We start from the raw sequence: 20,144 nt of genomic DNA, 5'->3' as shown, positions 1-20,144 counted from the left end.
GTGCGGGGCCTGCGGACAAAACAAAGACAACAGAAAAAGGTTGTAAAAAAATGGCAAAAAAAATCATGGCTGCGCTCGTCGGCGCTGCCGTACTGGGGCTTGGCGCAAATGCAGCACAGGCGGACACGCTCTCTGACGTGAAGGCAAAGGGCTTCGTGCAGTGCGGCGTGAACGGCTCGAACCTCGCCGGTTTCGGCGCACAGGATTCGGCCGGCAACTGGTCCGGTCTCGACATCGACCTGTGCAAGGCCGTGGCCGCTGCCGTCTTCGGCGACGCCACCAAGGTGAAATACACGCCGCTCTCGGCCAAGGACCGCTTCCCGGCCCTGCAGTCCGGCGAAATCGACATTCTCGCCCGCAACACCACCTGGAGCATCAGCCGCGATTCGCAGCTCGGCTTCGATTTCCGCGCCGTGAACTATTATGACGGCCAAGGCTTCATGGTGAAGAAGGAGCTCGGCGTGAAGTCGGCGCTCGAACTGTCCGGCGCCTCCGTCTGCGTACAGTCCGGCACGACGACCGAACTCAACCTCGCCGACTTCTTCCGCTCGAACAACATGGACTTCAAGCCGGTCGTCTTCGAAGCGCAGGATGAAGCCGACGCCGCCTACAATGCCGGCCGTTGCGACGTCTACACGACGGACGCCTCGGGCCTCTACTCGATCCGCCTGAAGATGGCCAATCCGGACGACCACATGGTTCTGCCGGAAATCATCTCCAAGGAGCCGCTCGGCCCGGCCGTTCGCCAGAACGACTCCAAGTGGTTCGACATCGTGACCTGGTCGCACTACGCGATGGTGGCCGCCGAAGAATTCGGCATCACCCAGGCGAATGTCGAAGAGATGAAGAAGTCGGCTAACCCGGACATCAAGCGCTTCCTCGGCGAAGAAGCCGACAGCACCATCGGCGCCGACCTCGGCGTGCCGAAGGACTGGGCCGTGCAGATCATCACGGCGGTCGGCAACTACGGCGAATCCTTCGATCGCAATGTCGGCGAAGGTTCCCCGCTCAAGATCGCCCGCGGCCTGAACGGCCTGTGGACGAAGGGCGGCCTGCAATACGCACCTCCGGTTCGCTAAGCGATCATCCGCACCACTCCGGGAGGGCAAGCGATTGCCCTCCCTTTCAAACAAAACGCCCGGAAAACAGGGCGACAACAATGTCAGGGGAAATGCATGGCTCTTGCGGATGCCCGAACAGGGTCCGGCGAACCGCCGAAGGTATCTCTTCTCTACAATCCGGCGCTGAGAAGCACTGTCTACCAGGTCGTGACGATCATCGTGATCGTCTCCGCCGTCTGGTATGCGTGGAACAATGTCGTCCAGAACCTTGCCCGCGCCAACATGTCGGCGGGCTTCGGCTTTCTGAACAGCCGCGCCGGCTTCGACGTCGCACAGTCGTTGATCGCCTATAGCAGCGACTCGACCTATTTCCGCGCCCTTCAGGTCGGCCTTATCAACACGCTCGTCGTCGCCGCCGCCGGCATCGTCACCGCGACGATCGTCGGCCTGCTCGTCGGCATCGGCCGCCTGTCGCACAACTGGCTGATCGCGCGGCTCTGCACGGTCTATGTGGAAATCTTCCGCAACATTCCGCCGCTGCTCGTCATCTTCTTCTGGTATCTCGGCGTTCTCGCCCTGCTGCCGTCGATCCGCACGATCTTCCAGCACGTGAAGGACAATCCGGACGCGGTCTTCTTCATCTCGAACCGCGGCATCTACATGCCCGCACCGGTCTTCGGCGAGGGCTTTGGCGTGGTGCTCGCGGCCTTCCTGATCGGCATCGTCGCGGCGATCGGCTTCGCCATCTGGGCCAATGCCCGCCAGCGCGCCACGGGCATCCGCCCGCCGGTGCTCTGGGTCAATCTCGGCCTGATCGTGCTGTTCCCGCTCATCGTCTTCCTCGTGATGGGCAGCCCGCTTTCGCTCGACTATGCGGTGCCGGGTTCGTTCAACATGAACGGCGGCATGGTCATCGGGCCGGAATTCCTGGCGCTCTACCTCGCGCTGTCGCTCTATACGGCTTCCTTCATCGCCGAGATCGTGCGCGCCGGCATCCGCGGCGTGTCGAAGGGCCAGTCGGAGGCCTCCTATGCGCTGGGGCTGCGCCCCGGCCAGGCGACACGCCTCGTCGTGCTGCCGCAGGCGCTGCGCATCATCATTCCGCCGCTCACCTCGCAGTATCTCAACCTCATCAAGAACTCCTCGCTCGCGGTGGCCGTCGGTTATGCCGATCTCGTCGCGGTCGGCGGCACCATCCTCAATCAGTCGGGCAAGTCGATCGAAATCATCTCGATCTGGATGCTGATCTATGTATCGATCAGCCTCATCACCTCGCTGTTCATGAACTGGTTCAACGCCAAGATGGCATTGGTGGAGCGCTGATATGGCTGAAAGCATTACCTACGTCCGCAGCCAGTTCCTCGAGCCCGAGAAGGCGCCGATGTCGGATTCCTCCGCCATCGGCTGGGTCCGCAAGAACCTCTTCGCCTCGTGGAAGGACAGCATCCTGACCCTCGTCGCGCTGGCGGCGATCCTCTACTTCGTACCGGGCCTGCTCAACTGGCTGTTCGTATCGGCCGTCTGGACCGGCGCAGACCGCACAGCCTGCCTCACCGTCGATCAGGGCGGCCAGCTTCCGGCCGGCTGGAACGGCGCATGCTGGGCCTATGTCGGCGACCGCTTCGTCCAGTTCATGTTCGGCTCCTATCCGCGCGACGAACTCTGGCGGCCGCTCCTGGTCGTCGTCATGTTCGTCGGCCTGCTCATCCCCTTCCTGATGCCGAAGGCGCCGCGCAAGGGCCTGAACGCGCTGCTGCTGCTGATCGTGCTGCCGGTCGTCGCCTTCTTCCTGCTGCTCGGCGGCGTGTTCGGCCTGCGGCACGTCGAGACCTCGCTCTGGGGCGGGCTGATGGTGACGCTCATCATCTCCTTCGTCGGCATCGTCGTCTCGCTGCCGGCCGGCATCCTGCTGGCGCTCGGCCGCCGGTCGACCATGCCGGTGCTGAAGACGGCCTGCGTCGTCTTCATCGAGCTGATCCGCGGCGTGCCGCTGATCACGGTGCTTTTCATGGCGAGCGTGCTGCTGCCGTTGTTCCTCGAACCCGGCAACAATATCGACAAGTTCCTGCGCGCGCTGATCGGCGTTTCGATCTTCGCGTCCGCCTATATGGCGGAGGTTATTCGCGGCGGTCTCCAAGCCATTCCGAAAGGGCAATATGAAGCCGCCGACGCGCTTGGTCTAAACTACTTCCACAAAATGACCTTCGTCGTGCTTCCGCAGGCCATCAAGCTCGTGATCCCGGGCATCGTGAACACCTTCATCGGCATGTTCAAGGATACGTCCCTCGTCACGATCATTTCGATGTACGACCTGCTCGGCATCGTGAAGGCAAGTTTTGGGGATTCGGCCTGGATCACGCCGGTCACGCCGCTGACGGGCCTGATCTTCGCCGGCTTCGTGTTCTGGATTTTCTGCTTCGGCATGTCGCGCTACTCGGCCTTCGTGGAACGCCGGCTCGACAAGGGCCACAAACGATAAAAGAGAGGAAACACAATGGCCAACCAAGCCCAGGCGCAAAAGCTGGCGGTCTCCACGACGGATGTCGCCGTCGAGATCACCAACATGAACAAGTGGTACGGCGATTTCCACGTGCTGCGCGACGTCAACCTCAAGGTCATGAAGGGCGAGCGCATCGTCATCGCCGGCCCATCGGGTTCCGGCAAGTCGACGATGATCCGCTGCATCAACCGCCTCGAAGAGCACCAGAAGGGCCAGATCGTCGTCGACGGCATCGAGCTCACCAACGACCTCAAGAAGATCGACGAAGTGCGCCGCGAAGTCGGCATGGTGTTCCAGCACTTCAACCTCTTCCCGCACCTGACGATCCTGGAAAACTGCACGCTGGCGCCGATCTGGGTGCGCAAGATGCCGAAGAAGGACGCTGAGGAAGTGGCGATGCACTACCTGAAGCGCGTCAAGATCCCCGAACAGGCCCACAAATATCCGGGCCAGCTCTCCGGCGGCCAGCAGCAGCGCGTGGCGATCGCCCGCGCGCTCTGCATGAAGCCGAAGATCATGCTGTTCGACGAGCCGACCTCGGCGCTCGACCCGGAAATGGTCAAGGAAGTGCTCGACACCATGGTGTCGCTCGCCGAAGAGGGCATGACCATGCTGTGCGTGACGCACGAAATGGGCTTCGCCCGCCAGGTCGCCAACCGCGTCATCTTCATGGACCAGGGCCAGATCGTCGAGCAGAACTCGCCGGCCGAGTTCTTCGACAATCCGCAGCACGAGCGCACGCGACTCTTCCTCAGCCAGATCCTGCACTAAGCGGACGGCACTGAGATACGGAAGGCGGGCTTTTGAGCCCGCCTTTTTTGTTTTGCGGGAACGGTGCGGGTGTCGCGTGGATCCTCGGGTCAAGCCCGAGAATGACGGAGGGGAGGATCTGTTGCCGGCCCATCCCACGGTGCGGCACGCGGCGACGCCGCCAGGTCTCTCTCAAGCTCCCTTCTTTCGTCATCCTCGGGCTTGACCCGAGAATCCACGCCACACCCCGCACCATCGCGGCATTCACTTGACCCGCAGCTCTGCCCTGAGCTTCAGCGGGCTTGCGCCGAAATGGTTGCGGAAGGCGCGTGAGAAGGCGGAGAGGCTGTCGAAGCCGCTGCGCAGCGCCACGTCCCGGATCGACAGCGGCGTGTCACGCACCATCCTCTGGGCCGCGGTGAGGCGCAGGCGCAGGTAATATTTCCCCGGCCCGATACCGAGGCCCGCCGCAAACAGCGTCTCCAGCTTGCGTGTCGAAAAACCGAGCCGCCGGGCGAGTGCGGCGATGGTCAGCGGCCGGTCGACCGTGCGCTCCATCAGGCGGATGGCGGCGGCGAGTTCCGGCTGGTGTTCCCCGAGCCTGCCAAGCGAGACGAGCGGCTGTGCATCCGTCGCCGCATGGGTCTCGTCATAGACGAAGACGCTCGCCACATCGAGCGCCACCGCCGAGCCGAAACGCTCGCGCACCAGATGCAGCATCATGTCGAAGGTCGGCGAAGCGCCGCCGGACGTCCAGAGCGGCCCGTCGGTGACAAAACGGTCGGCACGGACGTTGAGCGCGGGAAAGGCCGCCGCGAAATCCTCCAGTTCCTCCCAATGCGCGGTCGCATCGCGCCCGTCGAGCAGGCCCGAGCGCGCCAGCAGCCAGCATCCCGATTCGATGCCGGCGACCACGCCGAAGCGGCGCGCGACCTTCTTTAGCCGGGCAACGAAATTGCGGTCGGCATGGCGATCCTGGTTGAAGCCGGCAATCAGAAGCAGCGCGTCGCCGCTGGTGACATCGGCAAAATCGCCATCCACCCGGATCTCCACGCCGCAGGTCAGGAGCACCGGCCTGCCCTGCGGCGACAGGATCGTCCAGCGGAACACCGGCTCCGGCACGACGCGGTTTGCCGCACGCATCGGGTCGAGCACCGAGGCGAGCGACATGATCGACGACTCCGGCAGAAGGACGATCGTGACTTCGAGCGGTCCCTGCCGCAGCTCTTTCTTACGCATGTGGAAATTGTCAAAAAAGATGCGGGTTATGTCAATCGAGAAAAGCGCATTCGGGCATGATCGCCTTACAGGAGATCTGGAGATGCAGCCGGATTGTGGTGAGAGCCCCTGTACCCCGAACACCCTGATCCGCATTTTACCGGAACGGGTTGGCGAGCCGACAAGGCGGACCAACCCGTTTTTTTTGACTTTTTCTCCGGACTCCACCTGCCTTCGAAAGCAAGGGAACAACCGGCGCCTTGCCGCGTTTTGCTGCGGAGGCATTTCAAGCACGAAAGGTTTAATCATGCTGAAGCTCAAGACCGGATTTGCCGCAGGCGCGCTGTCCATCGCCATTGCGCTGACCTCCATCGTCCCGGCCCAGGCCGTGACATTCGCAAGGGTTCCGGTTCCGGAAGCCTCGAATGTCGAACAGGTCCAGTATCGCTATGAGCGCCGCCGCGACCGCTACGAACGCCGTGCGGAACGCCGCTGGCACGGCCATCGCGGCTATCGCGACCGCCGCCCGGGCTATCGCCGCCACTCCGACGGCTGGTGGTACCCGCTCGCTGCCTTCGGTGCCGGCGCGATCATCGGCGGCGCGATTTCCAACCAGCCGCAGGCCGGCAGCGGCTCGCATGCGAGCTGGTGCGCCAACCGCTATCGCTCGTACCGCGCGTACGACAATACGTTCCAGCCGTACAACGGCCCGCGCCAGCAGTGCGTTTCGCCTTATTAAGTAAGCGGGTCGTTGACAATGCAAAAGGGCAGCCGGTTGGCTGCCCTTTTGCATGAATGGGACTTGGCGACCCCTGCAGGGCTCGAACCTGCGACATTCTGCTTAGAAGGCAGATGCTCTATCCAGCTGAGCTAAGGGGCCGGGACTGGCGGCGCCAGTAAAACCTCAGTGGGTCCAGGGCTGCATGCGGTTGAAGCGGAAGTTATCCGGATAGGCGACGCGCTTGCGGGTCGCTTCCTTCGGCTCGATCACGCGGTATTCGATGCCGTTGCGGCTCGCATAGGCGATCGCCTCTTCGCTCGTCTCGAAGGTCAGCTTGACCTGCTGATACATGTCGCCCGAGCTCGTATAGCCCATGATCGGGTCGATCGTACGCGGCTTTTCGGCATCGAATTCCAGAACCCAGAGGTGGGTCTTGGCCTTGCCGGATTGCATGGCGGTCTTGGCGGGACGATAGATCTTCGCGGTCATCGAAGCGACTCCAGAATTCTCGCAGACAGGCACGCCGTTCCGCCGGCGCGCGTTCGAGCATGCATAACCCAGATTCCGTAAAGGGGGAATGACCGGCCGAGCATTTGTCATCGAGACGCCCGCCGGACATGGTCGGAGTGGAGAGATTCGAACTCCCGACCCTCTGGTCCCAAACCAGATGCGCTACCAGACTGCGCTACACTCCGTCCGTCCCGGCGAAGGGGGAGATACACGCATCCGGCGGCGGCCGCAACAGCTAATAGGTGCTTTCGGGCGCTTGTCGCGAGAAATGCGGGGATGGTTTATTGCGCCTTGCGCTGGGATTCCACCAGCTCGTTCTCGACGCGGTTGCCGGCGCGGATGCCGAGGCGTTTGACGGTGCCGCCGTTCAGTTCCAGCACGTAGTCGATCGGTCCCTGCGAATCGATGATCGCTTCGGAGAGCGGCTCGGCATTTTCCTTGATCGCGCGTACCTTGCCGTCCCTGGCGATGAACAGCATGTCGAGCGGCAGGTAGGTGTTTTTCATCCACATGAAGACCTGCCGCGTCTCGCCGAAGGCAAACAGCATGCCGTGGTCCGGCGCCATTTCGCGGCGGTTCATCAGGCCCTGCTCGCGCTGGCGCGGCGTGACGGCGAGTTCCACCGTGAAGGCGTGTTTCTTGCCGTCCTTCGTCACGATCGTCAGCGGCTGTTTGTCGAAGGTTTCCGCAGCATGGGCGGCGAGCGAAAAGCAGAAAAAAAACGCCATGAAGGCGCTAGCCAGGCGCGCGAAGCCGAACGTCCGCACGACAGGACCCATCAGTGGGCCATGTTGCCGGGAACCGGCATATCCGGATGGATTTCCGCGGCCATCAGGCCCTTGTCGCCATCGCCGAAGCGCACCAGCACGACCTGGCCGGGGCGCAGCTCCGTCAGGCCGAATCGGCGGAGCGTCTCCATATGGATGAAGATGTCCTCGGTGCCCTCGCCGCGCGTCAAAAAGCCGAAACCCTTGGTGCGGTTGAACCACTTGACCAGAACCCGCTCCAGCCCGCTCGACGGCGTGACCTGGACGTGAGTCTTGACGGGCGGCATCTGCGAGGGATGCACAGCCGTGGACTGGTCCATGGACAGGATGCGGAAGGCCTGGTAGCCGCGGTCGCGCTTCTGGATCAGCGCGACGACGCGCGTTCCTTCCAGGACCGTCTGGTAGTTGTCGCGCCTGAGGCAGGTGACGTGCAGCAGGACATCCTGCATACCGTTGTCGGGCACGATGAAGCCGAAGCCCTTGGCGACGTCGAACCACTTGATGACACCGGTGATCTCGATCAGATCGACGGCGTCGCTGCTCTGGTCATCACGGGCTGTGATTTCCTTTGAAGACACCCTGTCCACCATGACCTGCCAGCCCCTCGTTTACGCGTCACATGAGTTACGGTTAACTGATTCTTGATAACCAGAATAACATTGTCCCGATGCGGATGCGCAAGTCCCTTTGAAAGTTTTGCTGGCCCTATTGGTAGGCTGCAAGGCTTGCCTGAGGCTGACAAAACCCTACACTTTCTGACGAGCCCACATTCAGAGGACATTCCAATGCGTTATCTCCACACGATGGTCCGCGTCAAAGACGTCGATCAGTCCCTCAATTTCTACGCGACGCTGCTCGGCCTCGTGGAAGTGCGCCGCTACGAGAACGAAAAGGGCCGATTCACGCTGATCTTTCTGGCCGCCCCCGGGGATGTCGCCGCCGCGCGCGAAAATGCGGCGCCCTGCCTGGAACTCACCTATAACTGGGACACCGAGGACTATGCGGGCGGGCGCAATTTCGGCCACCTCGCCTATGAGGTCGACGACATCTATGCGCTCTGCCAGAAGCTGATGGACAACGGCATCACCATCAACCGCCCGCCGCGCGACGGCCACATGGCCTTCGTGCGCTCGCCGGACGGCATTTCCATCGAGATCCTGCAGAAGGGCGAAAACCTGGCGCCGGCCGAGCCTTGGGCATCGATGGGCAATACCGGCGTCTGGTAAGACCGGCCCGGCAGGCGCTATCGACGCAAGCTCCGGGCAAAGCTTGCGTCCTATAGCTTTGTCGCGAGACCATCGTTTCGCCGTATTTGGCCGGGATTTCTTGCCTTCCGGTCGATCGCCAGCAAGAGGGGCGCCTTGGCCGATTCCGGCCGGATTGCTTCCCGTATTGCGTTGACGGCTCCACGCGCTTCGGCCTTTACAGGCTCGGCCGAAACGTTAACATCGCGGCAACCGCAGCCAGGCCTCCGGCCTTTCTCGCTTGCGGTTGCGACTGTTTGAAAAAATAGCACCATCGGCGGCAAGACCGAGGGCACGAACGTCGAAAGCGGGGGAAAGCCTTTGCAGGACATGCAGGGAAAGTGGCCAGGCCTGAAGGCGCTGCGGTATGGATTGCTGCTGGCCGTGTCGGTTGCCACGCTCTCGGGCTGCGTTTCCGCAGTCTCCACGGATATTCGCGCGAACAACAAGGCCGCGCAGGAAAATGAAGAAACGGTCGCCGAAGGCAGCACCGACGAGACCACCACGCCGGTGGTGAGCGCCGATGCAGCCCAGAGGACTGCGCAGGATCCATCGGTTACCGCGGATGCCGGAACGGCAGCGGGTGGCCAGGTCGCGGGCGAAGAGGCCGGCCGCGACATGGCCGGGCTCGTCATGCAGCAGACCACGCTGAATGCCGGCCAGTCGAGCATCTATGCGAATGGCGGCCAGGCCGGCAACGCCTATGCGACGCAGACGTCTGGCACCAATGCCTCCGTGAAAAGCCTCTATGCCGGTTCCGGCGAGGCGCAGGGCGCGGACCAGTCCGGCCGGTTGCCGGTCGAGGACATGCCGACGGTCGAATCGACCGGGCAGCCGCCGCTCGAAACGCTTGGCGACCAGCAGGCCGAAGTGGTGCTGCCGGAAAATGTGCCGATCCCCAAGACCGCGCGCACGGCGCTCGTCGCGGAGGCAGCGACCGGCAATGCCGCCGATCTTGCACTCGCAGCGGACGATAACGCCGCGCTGCCGGACACGACGACGCAGGCGGGTCTTGCCGAGACGCAGACGAAGGGCAAGCCGCGTAAGACGGTGACGCTCGCCTCGCTGTTCGCCAGCAAGCGCGAAGCCAAAGACCAGTTCGACGGCGATCGTTTTGCCGAACAGCCGCGCCGCGTCATCAATCGCGACAGCGCCAGTGCCACGCAGAAGGCGTCGCTCGGCAGGCTTCCCGGCGTTTCGACCGCCAATGCGCTGTTTTCGACGGAACATTCGGAATCCGAAGAGGTCGAGGACGACGCACCGCAGTTCAAGGAAGTGGCCTCGCTCGCCGGTCTTGCGCGGCTCGCGCCGAACGGCCTCTGGCTGCAGACCGAAAAGGTGAAGACCGGCTGTTTCAAGCCGGAATTGCTGCAGGTGCTGAAGACGATCGAGAAGCACTATGACAAGCCGATCATCGTCACCTCGGGCCTCAGGGATATGAAGCGCAATCGCGCAAAACAATCGCTGCACACCCGTTGCGAGGCGGCGGATATCCAGATTTCGGGCGTCGGCAAATGGGAGCTTGCGGAATATCTGCGCAGCATGCCCGGCCGCGGCGGCGTCGGCACCTATTGCCATACCGAATCCGTGCATATCGACGTCGGTCCGGAACGCGACTGGAACTGGCGCTGCCGCCGGCGCAAATAAGATTTCGGCCTAAACTCCTGTAATTGTTTCTCTTTCGCGCATCTCAAGCCGCCCTCCGGGCGGCTTTTCATTTTTTTGTCACAACGGCTTTTTCCCGCTTGCGGAAGCCAAGGCGCCCTTCTATAAAACGCCCACCGCACGCGCCCTTCGTCTATCGGTTAGGACGTCAGATTTTCATTCTGAAAAGAGGGGTTCGACTCCCCTAGGGCGTGCCACCCTCCCCACATCACGCATTCATGACCGACCGAAGCTTTTCGTGCTCGCCTTGGCGTGGAACGACATATGGTTAAGGATCGTTGAGGATTTACGGCTGCGGTGTTGCGCGGTCGGGAGAGAGGCCCCGTCGAGTATGGCCCAGCGCTCCGGGGTCTCGATCCGCTTAGTCGCACCGCTCGTCCGGCCCAGCTTGCCGGACGAGCGGCTGTGTGTTGCCGAGGGAGGCAACGGGCTGAGCCACGAGCACCGCCGGGAGGGTCAACGGCGGCAACCTCAGGACCTTCAGCAAACATTATATGGGAAGGCGCCCGCGAAATTGCCAGTCGTCAGTTCAACGACGGCGCCCTGCCCCGTGGCTTCCTGTTTCCACCGATGAAAAAGTTGCGATTTTCGCGATTTTCCGTCTTGCGCATCCGGCCGGTCCTGATTAGAAGACGCCCACCGCACGCGCCCTTCGTCTATCGGTTAGGACGTCAGATTTTCATTCTGAAAAGAGGGGTTCGACTCCCCTAGGGCGTGCCACTTCCCCTCCCCCGAATATTGCCATGACCTTCTCGAACCGGCTCGTCAGCCGAGCGGGAAAAAAGAGAAAAATCCTGCCGTTAGGGCTTGCGCAAATCGGCAGGCCCGACTAGAAGACGGCCACCGCACGCGCCCTTCGTCTATCGGTTAGGACGTCAGATTTTCATTCTGAAAAGAGGGGTTCGACTCCCCTAGGGCGTGCCACTTCCCCCGATCGTCCCACACTCGATACGCCCGTCAGAACGCCTTTGCGGCGTCCAGCACGCGGAACTGCATGCGCCGGCTACCCTGCCAGCTATCGGCCGAAAGCGTGCCGGCGAGATGGACCGCCTGGCCGCGCTCCTTCATCAGGAACATGCCGAGATCGGCTTCCGCCGCGCGGAACGCCATGGCGTCGATCCGCCCGCCATCGGGGCCTTCCAGCGCGATGCGCAGATGGTTGACGCCGACGGGGCGCACATCGCGGACGCGGTGCGCCGGCAGCGCGAAGATCGGCTGCGGATGGCCGGAGCCGTAGGGACCGGTCTGTTCGAGCTGGTCGGCGAGCGCGAGCGTCGCGCCGCTCGCGCTCATCGCGCCGTCGATCTTCAGCGTCTCCACGGCCACCAGGTCGCGCACGGTGCGCTCGGCGCGCTCCTCGAAGAAGGTGCGCAGGCGGCCGAGATTGGCCCGCTCCACCGTCAGGCCGGCCGCCATGGCGTGGCCGCCGCCCTTGACCAGGATCCCCTCGTCCACGGCGGCGCGCACCATGCGGCCCATATCGAAGCCGCTGATCGAGCGGCCGGAGCCGGTGCCCTTGCCGGAGGGATCGAAGGCGATGGCGAAGGCGGGGCGGCGGAAGCGGTCCTTCAGCCGCGAGGCGAGCAGGCCGACGACGCCCGGATGCCAGCCCTCGCGCGCGGTGATGATCACGGCGGCACTGTCGCCCGTGCCGTATTCCGCCTGCGCTTCGGCTTCCGCCTCGGCAAGCATCGCGGCCTCCATGGCCTGGCGCTCGCGGTTCAGCTCGTCGAGCTGCTTGGCGATGCGCTCGGCCTCGCCCGGTTCGTCGATGGTGAGCAGCCGGCTGCCGAGCGCCGCATCGCCGATGCGCCCGCCGGCATTGATGCGCGGACCGACGAGGAAGCCGAGATGGTAGGGCGTCACCGGCCCGCCGATGCCCGCCTGCTTGAGCAGCGCCGTCAGGCCGGCATTGCCGAGATGGCGCGCGGCGACGAGGCCCTTCACCACATAGGCACGGTTGAGCCCCTTCAGCGGAACGACGTCGCAGACCGTGGAGAGCGCCACGAGATCGAGCATGGAGAGCAGATCGAAGCCGGCGGCCCGCATATCGCCCCGCGCGCGCAGGACGCGCTGCAGGGCCACCAGCACGAGGAAGACGACGCCGGCGGCGGACAGGTGCCCCTGCCCCGACAGGTCGTCCTCGCGGTTGGGATTGACCAGGGCCGCGGCCGGCGGCAGGTCCTCGCCGACCTGATGGTGGTCGATCACCACGACGTCGATGCCGCGATCGCGCGCCACCGCAAGCGATTCGTGGCTGGTCGAGCCGCAATCGACGGTGACGATCAATTGCGCGCCGCGCTCGATGAGCTGGGCGATCGCGTTCGGATTGGGCCCATACCCCTCGAAAATGCGGTCGGGAATGTAGATTTCCGCCTGCACGCCGAAATGCACGAGGAAGCGGTAGAGCAGCGCCGAGGAGGTCGCGCCGTCGACATCGTAGTCGCCGAAGATCGCGACGCGCTCGCCGCGCTCGACGGCGCGCGCCAGCCGCTCGGTCGCGGCCTCGCAGTCCATCAGGCTGTAGGGTTCCGGCATCAGCCGGCGCAGCGTCGGGTCGAGGAATTCGAGCGCGGTTTCGAAGGGCACGCCGCGACCGGCCAGCACGCGCGAAATGAGGTCCGGCAGGCCATGCGTCTGGCTCATCGCCAGCGCGCGGTTTTCCCCCGCCTGGTCGAGCCGCGCCACCCAGCGCTGGCCCGTCACCGAGCGCTCGACGCCGAGAAAGGCGCGGCTGACGGGATCTGCGTTTTCCAACATGCTCATGGCCGCTCTCGTCTCTTTACCCCCCCTCTGCCCTGCCGGGCATCTCCCCCTCAAGGGGGGAGATTGGATGAGGCGATGTCTTGCCCATCACCAACGATGCGATTTGAGCACAATTCCCGCCACTTGCCGATCTCCCCCCTTGAGGGGGAGATGCCCGGCAGGGCAGAGGGGGGTGGCGCCAGATCGCGACGGCAGAGAATCAGGCCGCCTTCGGCCGCTCGATGCGGATGACCTGCGGCTCGCCGACGAGATAGCCCTCGCCCTTGATGGAGGCGACGGCCTTGCGGACCGAATCCTCCATCGTCGCATGGGTGACGAGGATGATGGTCTTGGGATCGGTCGATTCGGTCGTCGACTGCGCGCGCTGGACGATCGATTCGAGCGAGATGCCGTTCGCCGCCATGTGCTTGGCGATGCTGGCGAAAACGCCGGTGCGGTCTTCCACGGAAAGGCGGATGAAATAGCCGCCATGGTGCTTGCGGATCTGCGCGCGCTTGTAGGGCGCAAGGGACGCCGCCGGGCGGCCGAGCGCCGGCACGGTCTGTGCCCCCGGGCGGCTTTTCGCGATGTCGGCAATGTCGCCGAGCACGGCGGAGGCCGTCGCGTTGCCGCCCGCACCGGGGCCGACCATCAGCAGTTCGCCGAGAATGTCCGATTCGATCGCCACGGCATTCGTCACGCCATCGACCTGCGCGATCACCGAATCGAGCGGCACCATGGTCGGGTGCACGCGCTGTTCGACGCCGGTATCGGTCTTCTGCGCCACGCCGAGCAGTTTTATGCGATAGCCGAGGTCGGCCGCAGCGCGGATGTCATCGATCGAGATGTTGGTAATGCCTTCGAGATAGATATCGTCGGCCGAGATCTTGGTGCCGAAGGCGAGCGTCGTCAGGATCGACAGCTTGTGCGCCGTGTCGTTGCCCTCGATGTCGAAGGCCGGGTCGGCTTCGGCGTAACCGAGGCGCTGAGCTTCCTTGAGGCAGGCCTCGAAGGACAGGCCCTCCTTCTCCATCTTGGTCAGGATGTAGTTGCAGGTGCCGTTCATGATGCCGTAGACGCGGGAGATCGTGTTGCCGGTGAGCGATTCCCGCAGTGCCTTGATGACCGGGATGCCGCCGGCGACCGCCGCCTCGTAGTTGAGGATGCACCCGTTTTTCTCCGCGATTCCGGCAAGCTCGACGCCATGCGCAGCCAGCAGCGCCTTGTTGGCGGTCACCACATGCACGCCGCGCGACAGCGCCGCCTTGACCGCGGCAAGGGCCGGATCGCCCGCCCCGCCCATCAGCTCGACGAAGACGTCGATCTTCGCCTCGCGAGCGAGCGCGACCGGATCGTCGAACCATTCGACGGCGGACAGATCGACGCCGCGATCGCGGCCCTTGGCGCGCGCGGAAACGGCGACAATCTCGATCGACCGGCCGCACGTCGTCGTGAGCATGTCCCTGCGTTCGACGAGAATCTTCGCGAGCGAAGCACCAACGGTGCCCAAGCCCGCAATGCCGATCTTCAGGGCATCAGCCATGGTCATGTCCTAACGTTTTGGAAAAAGCCCTCCGCAAGGCGCGGAGGGCGGATGGTGTCAGCGATGGGCGTTCAGCGAGATGACGTTGTGCATCGTCTCGTCGGCCGTGGAGAGGAATTTTTTGATGTTGCGCGCCGCCTGGCGGATGCGGTGCTCGTTCTCGACCAGCGCGAGGCGAACATAATCGTCGCCCATCTCGCCGAAGCCGATGCCCGGTGCGACCGCGACGTCGGCCTTCTCGACGAGAAGCTTGGAGAATTCCAGCGAGCCGAGATGGCGGAACTTTTCCGGGATTTTTGCCCAGGCGAACATGGTGGCCGCCGGCGGCGGAACCTCGAAGCCAGCCTTGCCGAAGGTGTCGACCATGACGTCGCGGCGCCGCTTGTAGATGCTGCGCACTTCCGCGATGTCCGCACCGTCGCCGTTCAGCGCATGCGTCGCCGCCACCTGGATCGGCGTGAAGGCGCCGTAGTCGAGATAGGATTTCACACGCGTGAGTGCCGCGATCAGGCGCTCGTTGCCGACGGCAAAGCCCATGCGCCAGCCGGGCATGGAGAAGGTCTTCGACATGGAGGTGAACTCGACCGTGATGTCGATGGCGCCCGGCACTTCCAGCACGGACGGCGGCGGCGCGTCGTCGAAGTAGATTTCCGAATAGGCAAGGTCGGAGAGCACGATGATGTCGTGCTTCTTCGCGAACGCGATGACGTCCTTGTAGAAATCGAGTGTGGCGACATGCGCCGTCGGGTTCGACGGATAGTTGATGATCAGCGCGAGCGGCTTCGGGATCGAGTGGCGCACGGCACGCTCGAGCGGCGGGAAGAAGCTCTCGTCCGGCTCGACCGACATGGAGCGGATCACGCCGCCGGCCATCAGGAAGCCGAAGGCGTGGATCGGATAGGTCGGGTTCGGGCAGAGGATCACGTCGCCGGGCGCGGTGATCGCCTGCGCCATGTTGGCGAAGCCTTCCTTCGAGCCGAGGGTCGCGACGACCTGCGTCTCCGGGTTCAGCTTCACGCCGAAGCGGCGGGCGTAATAGGCGGCCTGGGCGCGGCGCAGGCCGGGAATGCCCTTGGACGAGGAATAACGATGGGTGCGCGGGTCCTGGACGACTTCGCAGAGCTTGTCGACGATCGCCTTGGGGGTCGGCAGATCGGGATTGCCCATGCCAAGGTCGATGATATCGGCGCCACCCGCTCGCGCGCTTGCTTTCAAACGGTTGACCTGTTCGAAAACATACGGCGGCAGACGCCGGACCTTGTGAAACTCTTCCATCTTTTACCCCGTTGAGCGCGGAGCCCCTCCGGCGGCTCTGCCGGAAGACGAAAAACTCCACGCGAATCAAGTCATCGGATAAGGGCGAATGCGTTCAAAATGAAGGCGCTTCGCCTGCGCCGGCGGTCCAGGGGACCGCCCATCGCTTTGCTGCCAAACGGCAAGAAAGGCAAGTGCTAATTCGTGCCCTGGATCTCAGAAAGCGTCGCCGCGCCGTGTCCGTCGCGCAGAGCCTGCAATTCGGCGAGCTGGCGACGGTATTCCGCCTCCGAAATCACGCCGGAACTGCGGCGGTGCGACAGCGACGACAGGCGCGCCGAGTAGCTGGCGGCTTCCTCGTCGCTCATCTGCTTCGTCTCGGCGCTGACGATCGCGGTGATGTCCGGATAGACGTCGGCGCGGTTGGCGCCGCTGTTGACCGTCGAGGGCGTCTCGCTCGAGGCGCAGGAGACGAAGACGACCGGCATGGCGGCCATGAGAAAGGCGGCGCTCAAGCGCCTGAATTCGAACGCCATGTGGCAGTATGCTCCTGTCGAAACGACCGGTTCCGTATCTTTCCGTGAAAGGCTGTCAGGCCCTTGTAATATGTTTCGCAGAGAATGTAAAAATACAAAAGTAACAATAAAATCGGGAGGGAACGATGGCCGAGGACAGCAAAGCGAACGAACGCGATGCGGCCGGAAACAAGCCCGGTTTTCAGCCTTTCGACCCCGCCGTGATCGAACCCTATGTCGTGAAGGACCCCGAGGCGCTGACGGTCAACCTGGCCCGCACCGTCGAACAGTTGGGCAAGGCGGCATCGGCCTGGCTCGCACCCCGTGAAAGCGGCGAGAAGGTCGACACCGTCTCCGAGCCGATGGTGGACATGGTGAAAACCCTCTCCAAAGTCTCGGAATACTGGCTGACGGACCCGCGCCGCACGCTGGAGGCGCAGACCCTGCTGCTCGGCAGCTATTTCAACATCTGGTCGCGCACGCTGAGCCGTCTTTCCGGCGAAGAGCCCGCCGCCGCGCCCGATCCGCACAGCAAGGACAAGCGTTTCAGCGACGAGGACTGGGTGAAGAACCCGTTCTTCGATTTCCTGCGCCAGGCCTATTTCGTCACCTCCGACTGGGCGGAAAAGCTGGTGGCGGATGCCGAAGGCCTCGACGAGCACACGCGCCACAAGGCCGCATTTTATGTGAAGCAGATCGCCAGCGCGATCTCGCCGAGCAATTTCGTCACCACCAATCCGCAACTCTATCGCGAAACGGTGGCCTCCAGCGGCGCGAACCTCGTGCGCGGCATGAAGATGCTGGCGGAGGACATCGCCGCCGGCCGCGGCGACCTGAAGCTGCGCCAGACCGACACGAGCAAGTTCGCGATCGGCGAGAACATGGCACTGACGCCCGGCAAAGTCCTGGCGCAGAGCGATGTCTGCCAGGTCATCCAGTATGACGCGACGACGGAGACGGTGTTGAAGCGCCCGCTCCTCATCTGCCCGCCCTGGATCAACAAGTTCTACATCCTCGACCTCAACCCGGCGAAATCCTTCATCAAATGGGCCGTCGACCAGGGCCATACGGTCTTCGTCATCTCCTGGGTGAACCCGGACGAGCGCCACGCCGCCAAGGACTGGGAGGCCTATGCGCGCGAGGGCATCGGCTTTGCGCTGGATACGATCAAGCAGGCGACCGGCGAGGACGAGGTCAACGCCATCGGCTATTGCGTCGGCGGCACGCTGTTGGCCGCGACGCTGGCGCTGCACGGGCAGGAAGGCGACAAGCGCATCCGTACCGCGACGCTCTTCACCACGCAGGTCGATTTCACCCATGCCGGCGACCTCAAGGTCTTTGCCGACGAGGAGCAGATCGACCTCATGGAACGCGGCATGAAGGCGACCGGCTATCTCGACGGCTCGAAGATGGCGACCGCCTTCAACATGCTGCGTGCTTCCGAGCTGATCTGGCCCTATTTCGTCAACAACTACCTGAAGGGCCAGGATCCCATGCCCTTCGATCTTCTCTACTGGAATTCAGATTCCACGCGAATGCCTGCCGCCAACCATTCGTTTTACCTCAGGAATTGTTATCTGAACAACACGCTCACCAAGGGCAATATGGTGCTCGCCGGCAAGACGCTGTCGCTGAAGGATGTCAAGATCCCGATCTACAATCTCGCCACCAGGGAGGATCATATCGCACCGGCGAAATCGGTCTTCGTCGGCAGCCAGTTCTTCGGCGGCAAGGTCACCTATGTCATGGCGGGCTCGGGCCACATTGCCGGCGTCGTCAATCCGCCGGACAAGATGAAATACCAGTTCTGGACCGGCGGCGCGGTGAAGGGCGCCTTCGAGGATTGGGTCGAGAAGGCAAAGGAGACGGCCGGCTCCTGGTGGCCGCACTGGCATGCCTGGATCAAGGCCGAGGACGACCGCATGGTGCCGGCGCGCAAGACCGGCGGCGCGATGAACTCCATCGAGGAAGCGCCCGGCTCCTATGTGCGCGTGCGTGCCTGACGCGACATGAAATTCGATCCGCCGCTCGTTTCCGGCACCCTCGTGCAGCGCTACAAGCGCTTCCTGTTCGACGCCATCCTCGACGACGGGTCGGCGATCACCGGCTCCTGCCCCAATACCGGCTCGATGCGCGGCCTCACCGCGCCGGGCTCGCGCATCTGGATGTCTGAGAGCGACAGCCCGACGAGAAAACACCGGCATCGGCTGGAACTGGTGGAGGCGGACGACACGGTGGTCGGCATCAATACCGGCCTGCCGAACCGGCTCGCCGAAGAAGCGATCCGCGCCGGCCTCGTCGCCGATCTCGCCACCTATCCGGTTCTCGAGCGCGAGAGGAAATACGGCCGCAACTCCCGCATCGACATCCTGCTGTCCGGCCCCGGCCGCCCATCGGCCTATGTCGAGGTGAAGAACGTGCATTTCCGCCGCACGCCCGGCCTCTCGGAATTCCCCGACACGGTGACGGCGCGCGGTGCCAAACATCTCGAAGAGCTCGGCGACATGGCGGAGGCGGGATTTCGCGCCGTCATGCTCTATCTCATCCAGCGCGAGGATTGTTCGCGCTTCCGCATCTGCGCCGATCTCGATCCGACCTATGCGACGGGCTTCCGGCGGGCGATTGCGCGCGGCGTCGAGGCCTATGCGGTCAAATGCGCCGTTACATCCCAGCAAATCCATCCTGTCGCAGCGATCGCCATGGACGAACCCGGTGTCGCTGATTTATGACGGTCTCTAAAGATTAGCGAAAGTTCGACCATGGTGACCTATATCGACGCGACCGCCGCGCCGCTGAAGAACACGGGCGTGATCCGCCTCTACGACGCGGAGGCCTTTGCCGGCATGCGCAAGGCCTGCCAGCTCACCGCGCGCTGCCTGGACGAGCTCTATCCGCTGGTGAAGCCCGGCGTCGCCACCGACGTCATCGACCGCTTCGTCTTCGAATTCGGCATGGATCACGGCGCCCTGCCGGCGACGCTGAACTATCGCGGTTATACCAAGTCGAGCTGCACCTCGATCAACCACGTCGTCTGTCACGGCATTCCGAACGACAAGCCTCTGCGCGAAGGCGACGTCGTCAATATCGACGTCACCTTCATCCTGGACGGCTGGCACGGCGATTCGAGCCGCATGTATCCGGTCGGGGAGATCAAGCGCGCCGCCGAGCGGCTGCTGGAAGTCACCCACGAATGCCTGATGCGCGGCATCGCCGCCGTCAGGCCGGGGGCGCGCACCGGCGCCATCGGCGAGGCGATCCAGACCTATGCGGAAAACGAGCGCTGCTCGGTGGTGCGCGATTTCTGCGGCCACGGCGTCGGCCGTCTCTTCCACGATGCCCCGAACATCCTGCACTACGGCCGCGCCAATGAGGGGCCGGAAATGAAGGAGGGCATGATCTTCACCATCGAGCCGATGATCAATCTCGGTCGCCCGCATGTGAAGGTGTTGTCCGACGGCTGGACGGCGGTCACGCGCGACCGCTCGCTCTCCGCCCAGTACGAACACACCGTCGGCGTGACTGCGGATGGCTGCGAGATCTTCACCCTTTCGCCCGGCGGCCTCGACCGCCCCGGCCTTCCGGCATAGGTCGCCCATGGCGGGATCGCGCGGACGAAAGGACACGACATCCTCCACCACGACGGGGGACGAG

18 protein-coding genes and 5 tRNA genes are annotated in these 20,144 nt (G+C 63.6%); 13 read left to right on the top strand and 10 right to left on the bottom strand.

Features of this window, described 5'->3' with window-relative positions; genetic code table 11:
• Nucleotides 1–50 precede the first annotated feature (50 nt).
• The 4 genes from VGN93_RS07440 to VGN93_RS07425 all read left to right on the top strand — a co-directional run bounded on the left by VGN93_RS07440 (nt 51) and on the right by VGN93_RS07425 (nt 4,332).
• Nucleotides 51–1,079 (top strand): amino acid ABC transporter substrate-binding protein, encoded by a 1,029-nt coding sequence (locus VGN93_RS07440; RefSeq protein ID WP_319318887.1) that lies wholly within the window; start codon nt 51–53, stop codon nt 1,077–1,079.
• 96 nt (nt 1,080–1,175) lie between these two features.
• A complete protein-coding gene (locus VGN93_RS07435) occupies nt 1,176–2,384 on the top strand; it encodes an amino acid ABC transporter permease (protein ID WP_327506945.1) in 1,209 nt (402 codons plus the stop codon).
• A 1-nt stretch (nt 2,385) separates the two neighbouring features.
• Complete coding sequence (locus tag VGN93_RS07430; protein ID WP_327506944.1) at nt 2,386–3,540, top strand: amino acid ABC transporter permease; 1,155 nt, start codon at nt 2,386–2,388, stop codon at nt 3,538–3,540.
• A 15-nt stretch (nt 3,541–3,555) separates the two neighbouring features.
• On the top strand, nt 3,556–4,332 hold the full coding sequence (locus VGN93_RS07425) for an amino acid ABC transporter ATP-binding protein (protein WP_327506943.1): 777 nt from the start codon (nt 3,556–3,558) through the stop codon (nt 4,330–4,332).
• 243 nt (nt 4,333–4,575) lie between these two features.
• Here the strand turns inward: VGN93_RS07425 and VGN93_RS07420 are convergent, their stop codons facing one another.
• Entirely contained in the window at nt 4,576–5,550 is a 975-nt protein-coding gene (locus tag VGN93_RS07420) for a GlxA family transcriptional regulator (RefSeq protein WP_327506942.1), read from the bottom strand.
• A gap of 286 nt (nt 5,551–5,836) precedes the next feature.
• Here VGN93_RS07420 and VGN93_RS07415 point away from each other — a divergent pair, with 286 nt between their 5' ends.
• On the top strand, nt 5,837–6,268 hold the full coding sequence (locus VGN93_RS07415) for a BA14K family protein (protein ID WP_327506941.1): 432 nt from the start codon (nt 5,837–5,839) through the stop codon (nt 6,266–6,268).
• 64 nt (nt 6,269–6,332) lie between these two features.
• Here VGN93_RS07415 and VGN93_RS07410 read toward each other — a convergent pair.
• The 5 genes from VGN93_RS07410 to VGN93_RS07390 form a co-directional block, all read right to left on the bottom strand.
• A tRNA-Arg gene (locus tag VGN93_RS07410) sits at nt 6,333–6,409 on the bottom strand.
• A gap of 24 nt (nt 6,410–6,433) precedes the next feature.
• On the bottom strand, nt 6,434–6,739 hold the full coding sequence (locus VGN93_RS07405) for an ETC complex I subunit (protein ID WP_327506940.1): 306 nt from the start codon (nt 6,737–6,739) through the stop codon (nt 6,434–6,436).
• Nucleotides 6,740–6,868: 129 nt separating this feature from the next.
• Nucleotides 6,869–6,945 (bottom strand) — tRNA-Pro (locus tag VGN93_RS07400).
• Nucleotides 6,946–7,041: 96 nt separating this feature from the next.
• The gene (locus VGN93_RS07395) at nt 7,042–7,488 is read right to left on the bottom strand and encodes a DUF192 domain-containing protein (protein WP_327506939.1); all 447 of its coding nucleotides are present in this window, start codon (nt 7,486–7,488) and stop codon (nt 7,042–7,044) included.
• A 50-nt stretch (nt 7,489–7,538) separates the two neighbouring features.
• The gene (locus VGN93_RS07390; RefSeq protein WP_319318907.1) at nt 7,539–8,117 is read right to left on the bottom strand and encodes a cold-shock protein; all 579 of its coding nucleotides are present in this window, start codon (nt 8,115–8,117) and stop codon (nt 7,539–7,541) included.
• Nucleotides 8,118–8,312: 195 nt separating this feature from the next.
• Between VGN93_RS07390 and VGN93_RS07385 the strand changes: the two genes are divergently transcribed.
• From VGN93_RS07385 to VGN93_RS07365, 5 genes are all read left to right on the top strand, one after another.
• Entirely contained in the window at nt 8,313–8,753 is a 441-nt protein-coding gene (locus VGN93_RS07385; RefSeq protein ID WP_319318909.1) for a VOC family protein, read from the top strand.
• Between the two features lie 348 nt (nt 8,754–9,101).
• Nucleotides 9,102–10,418 carry a YcbK family protein gene (locus VGN93_RS07380; RefSeq protein ID WP_327507006.1) on the top strand — a complete coding sequence of 439 codons (1,317 nt, stop codon included), beginning with the start codon at nt 9,102–9,104 and terminating at the stop codon, nt 10,416–10,418.
• Nucleotides 10,419–10,558: 140 nt separating this feature from the next.
• Nucleotides 10,559–10,633, top strand: a tRNA-Glu gene (locus VGN93_RS07375).
• Nucleotides 10,634–11,081: 448 nt separating this feature from the next.
• Nucleotides 11,082–11,156: transfer RNA gene (locus tag VGN93_RS07370), tRNA-Glu, on the top strand.
• A 129-nt stretch (nt 11,157–11,285) separates the two neighbouring features.
• Nucleotides 11,286–11,360, top strand: a tRNA-Glu gene (locus tag VGN93_RS07365).
• Nucleotides 11,361–11,393: 33 nt separating this feature from the next.
• On the opposite strand, the gene recJ is transcribed toward VGN93_RS07365, so the two are convergent.
• The 4 genes from recJ to VGN93_RS07345 all read right to left on the bottom strand — a co-directional run bounded on the left by recJ (nt 11,394) and on the right by VGN93_RS07345 (nt 16,514).
• Nucleotides 11,394–13,202: a single-stranded-DNA-specific exonuclease RecJ gene (gene recJ, locus VGN93_RS07360; protein ID WP_327506938.1), complete on the bottom strand. Its 1,809-nt coding sequence runs from the start codon at nt 13,200–13,202 to the stop codon at nt 11,394–11,396.
• A 199-nt stretch (nt 13,203–13,401) separates the two neighbouring features.
• Complete coding sequence (locus tag VGN93_RS07355; RefSeq protein ID WP_327506937.1) at nt 13,402–14,724, bottom strand: homoserine dehydrogenase; 1,323 nt, start codon at nt 14,722–14,724, stop codon at nt 13,402–13,404.
• Between the two features lie 57 nt (nt 14,725–14,781).
• Nucleotides 14,782–15,999: an LL-diaminopimelate aminotransferase gene (locus VGN93_RS07350; protein ID WP_256116021.1), complete on the bottom strand. Its 1,218-nt coding sequence runs from the start codon at nt 15,997–15,999 to the stop codon at nt 14,782–14,784.
• A gap of 176 nt (nt 16,000–16,175) precedes the next feature.
• Nucleotides 16,176–16,514 (bottom strand): hypothetical protein, encoded by a 339-nt coding sequence (locus VGN93_RS07345; protein WP_319318919.1) that lies wholly within the window; start codon nt 16,512–16,514, stop codon nt 16,176–16,178.
• A gap of 125 nt (nt 16,515–16,639) precedes the next feature.
• On the opposite strand from VGN93_RS07345, the gene VGN93_RS07340 reads away from it, so the two are divergent.
• Genes VGN93_RS07340 through map form a run of 3 tightly spaced genes read left to right on the top strand, consistent with a single transcriptional unit; the run spans nt 16,640 to nt 20,080 of the window.
• Entirely contained in the window at nt 16,640–18,496 is a 1,857-nt protein-coding gene (locus VGN93_RS07340; RefSeq protein ID WP_327506935.1) for a class I poly(R)-hydroxyalkanoic acid synthase, read from the top strand.
• A 6-nt stretch (nt 18,497–18,502) separates the two neighbouring features.
• Nucleotides 18,503–19,222 (top strand): DNA/RNA nuclease SfsA, encoded by a 720-nt coding sequence (gene sfsA, locus VGN93_RS07335; protein ID WP_327506934.1) that lies wholly within the window; start codon nt 18,503–18,505, stop codon nt 19,220–19,222.
• A gap of 30 nt (nt 19,223–19,252) precedes the next feature.
• Nucleotides 19,253–20,080, top strand: a complete 828-nt coding sequence (gene map, locus VGN93_RS07330; protein WP_327506933.1) for a type I methionyl aminopeptidase — start codon at nt 19,253–19,255, stop codon at nt 20,078–20,080.
• The last annotated feature ends 64 nt before the right edge of the window (nt 20,081–20,144 follow it).

Origin of the sequence: Shinella sp., from assembly GCF_035998705.1 — a bacterium.
Taxonomy (GTDB): Bacteria; Pseudomonadota; Alphaproteobacteria; order Rhizobiales; family Rhizobiaceae; genus Shinella.
The sequence above is the reverse complement of the archived record's forward strand: the minus strand, read 5'-3'. Positions and strand labels throughout refer to the sequence as shown.

What these genes read in the sequence shown, in the direction of transcription:
- VGN93_RS07440 (WP_319318887.1), top strand. Translation starts at nt 51, where the DNA reads ATGGCAAAAAAAATCATGGCTGCGCTCGTCGGCGCTGCCGTACTGGGG.
- VGN93_RS07435 (WP_327506945.1), top strand. Translation starts at nt 1,176, where the DNA reads ATGGCTCTTGCGGATGCCCGAACAGGGTCCGGCGAACCGCCGAAGGTA.
- VGN93_RS07430 (WP_327506944.1), top strand. Translation starts at nt 2,386, where the DNA reads ATGGCTGAAAGCATTACCTACGTCCGCAGCCAGTTCCTCGAGCCCGAG.
- VGN93_RS07425 (WP_327506943.1), top strand. Translation starts at nt 3,556, where the DNA reads ATGGCCAACCAAGCCCAGGCGCAAAAGCTGGCGGTCTCCACGACGGAT.
- VGN93_RS07420 (WP_327506942.1), bottom strand. Translation starts at nt 5,550, where the DNA reads ATGCGTAAGAAAGAGCTGCGGCAGGGACCGCTCGAAGTCACGATCGTC.
- VGN93_RS07415 (WP_327506941.1), top strand. Translation starts at nt 5,837, where the DNA reads ATGCTGAAGCTCAAGACCGGATTTGCCGCAGGCGCGCTGTCCATCGCC.
- VGN93_RS07405 (WP_327506940.1), bottom strand. Translation starts at nt 6,739, where the DNA reads ATGACCGCGAAGATCTATCGTCCCGCCAAGACCGCCATGCAATCCGGC.
- VGN93_RS07395 (WP_327506939.1), bottom strand. Translation starts at nt 7,488, where the DNA reads ATGGCGTTTTTTTTCTGCTTTTCGCTCGCCGCCCATGCTGCGGAAACC.
- VGN93_RS07390 (WP_319318907.1), bottom strand. Translation starts at nt 8,117, where the DNA reads ATGGTGGACAGGGTGTCTTCAAAGGAAATCACAGCCCGTGATGACCAG.
- VGN93_RS07385 (WP_319318909.1), top strand. Translation starts at nt 8,313, where the DNA reads ATGCGTTATCTCCACACGATGGTCCGCGTCAAAGACGTCGATCAGTCC.
- VGN93_RS07380 (WP_327507006.1), top strand. Translation starts at nt 9,102, where the DNA reads ATGCAGGGAAAGTGGCCAGGCCTGAAGGCGCTGCGGTATGGATTGCTG.
- recJ (WP_327506938.1), bottom strand. Translation starts at nt 13,202, where the DNA reads ATGAGCATGTTGGAAAACGCAGATCCCGTCAGCCGCGCCTTTCTCGGC.
- VGN93_RS07355 (WP_327506937.1), bottom strand. Translation starts at nt 14,724, where the DNA reads ATGGCTGATGCCCTGAAGATCGGCATTGCGGGCTTGGGCACCGTTGGT.
- VGN93_RS07350 (WP_256116021.1), bottom strand. Translation starts at nt 15,999, where the DNA reads ATGGAAGAGTTTCACAAGGTCCGGCGTCTGCCGCCGTATGTTTTCGAA.
- VGN93_RS07345 (WP_319318919.1), bottom strand. Translation starts at nt 16,514, where the DNA reads ATGGCGTTCGAATTCAGGCGCTTGAGCGCCGCCTTTCTCATGGCCGCC.
- VGN93_RS07340 (WP_327506935.1), top strand. Translation starts at nt 16,640, where the DNA reads ATGGCCGAGGACAGCAAAGCGAACGAACGCGATGCGGCCGGAAACAAG.
- sfsA (WP_327506934.1), top strand. Translation starts at nt 18,503, where the DNA reads ATGAAATTCGATCCGCCGCTCGTTTCCGGCACCCTCGTGCAGCGCTAC.
- map (WP_327506933.1), top strand. Translation starts at nt 19,253, where the DNA reads ATGGTGACCTATATCGACGCGACCGCCGCGCCGCTGAAGAACACGGGC.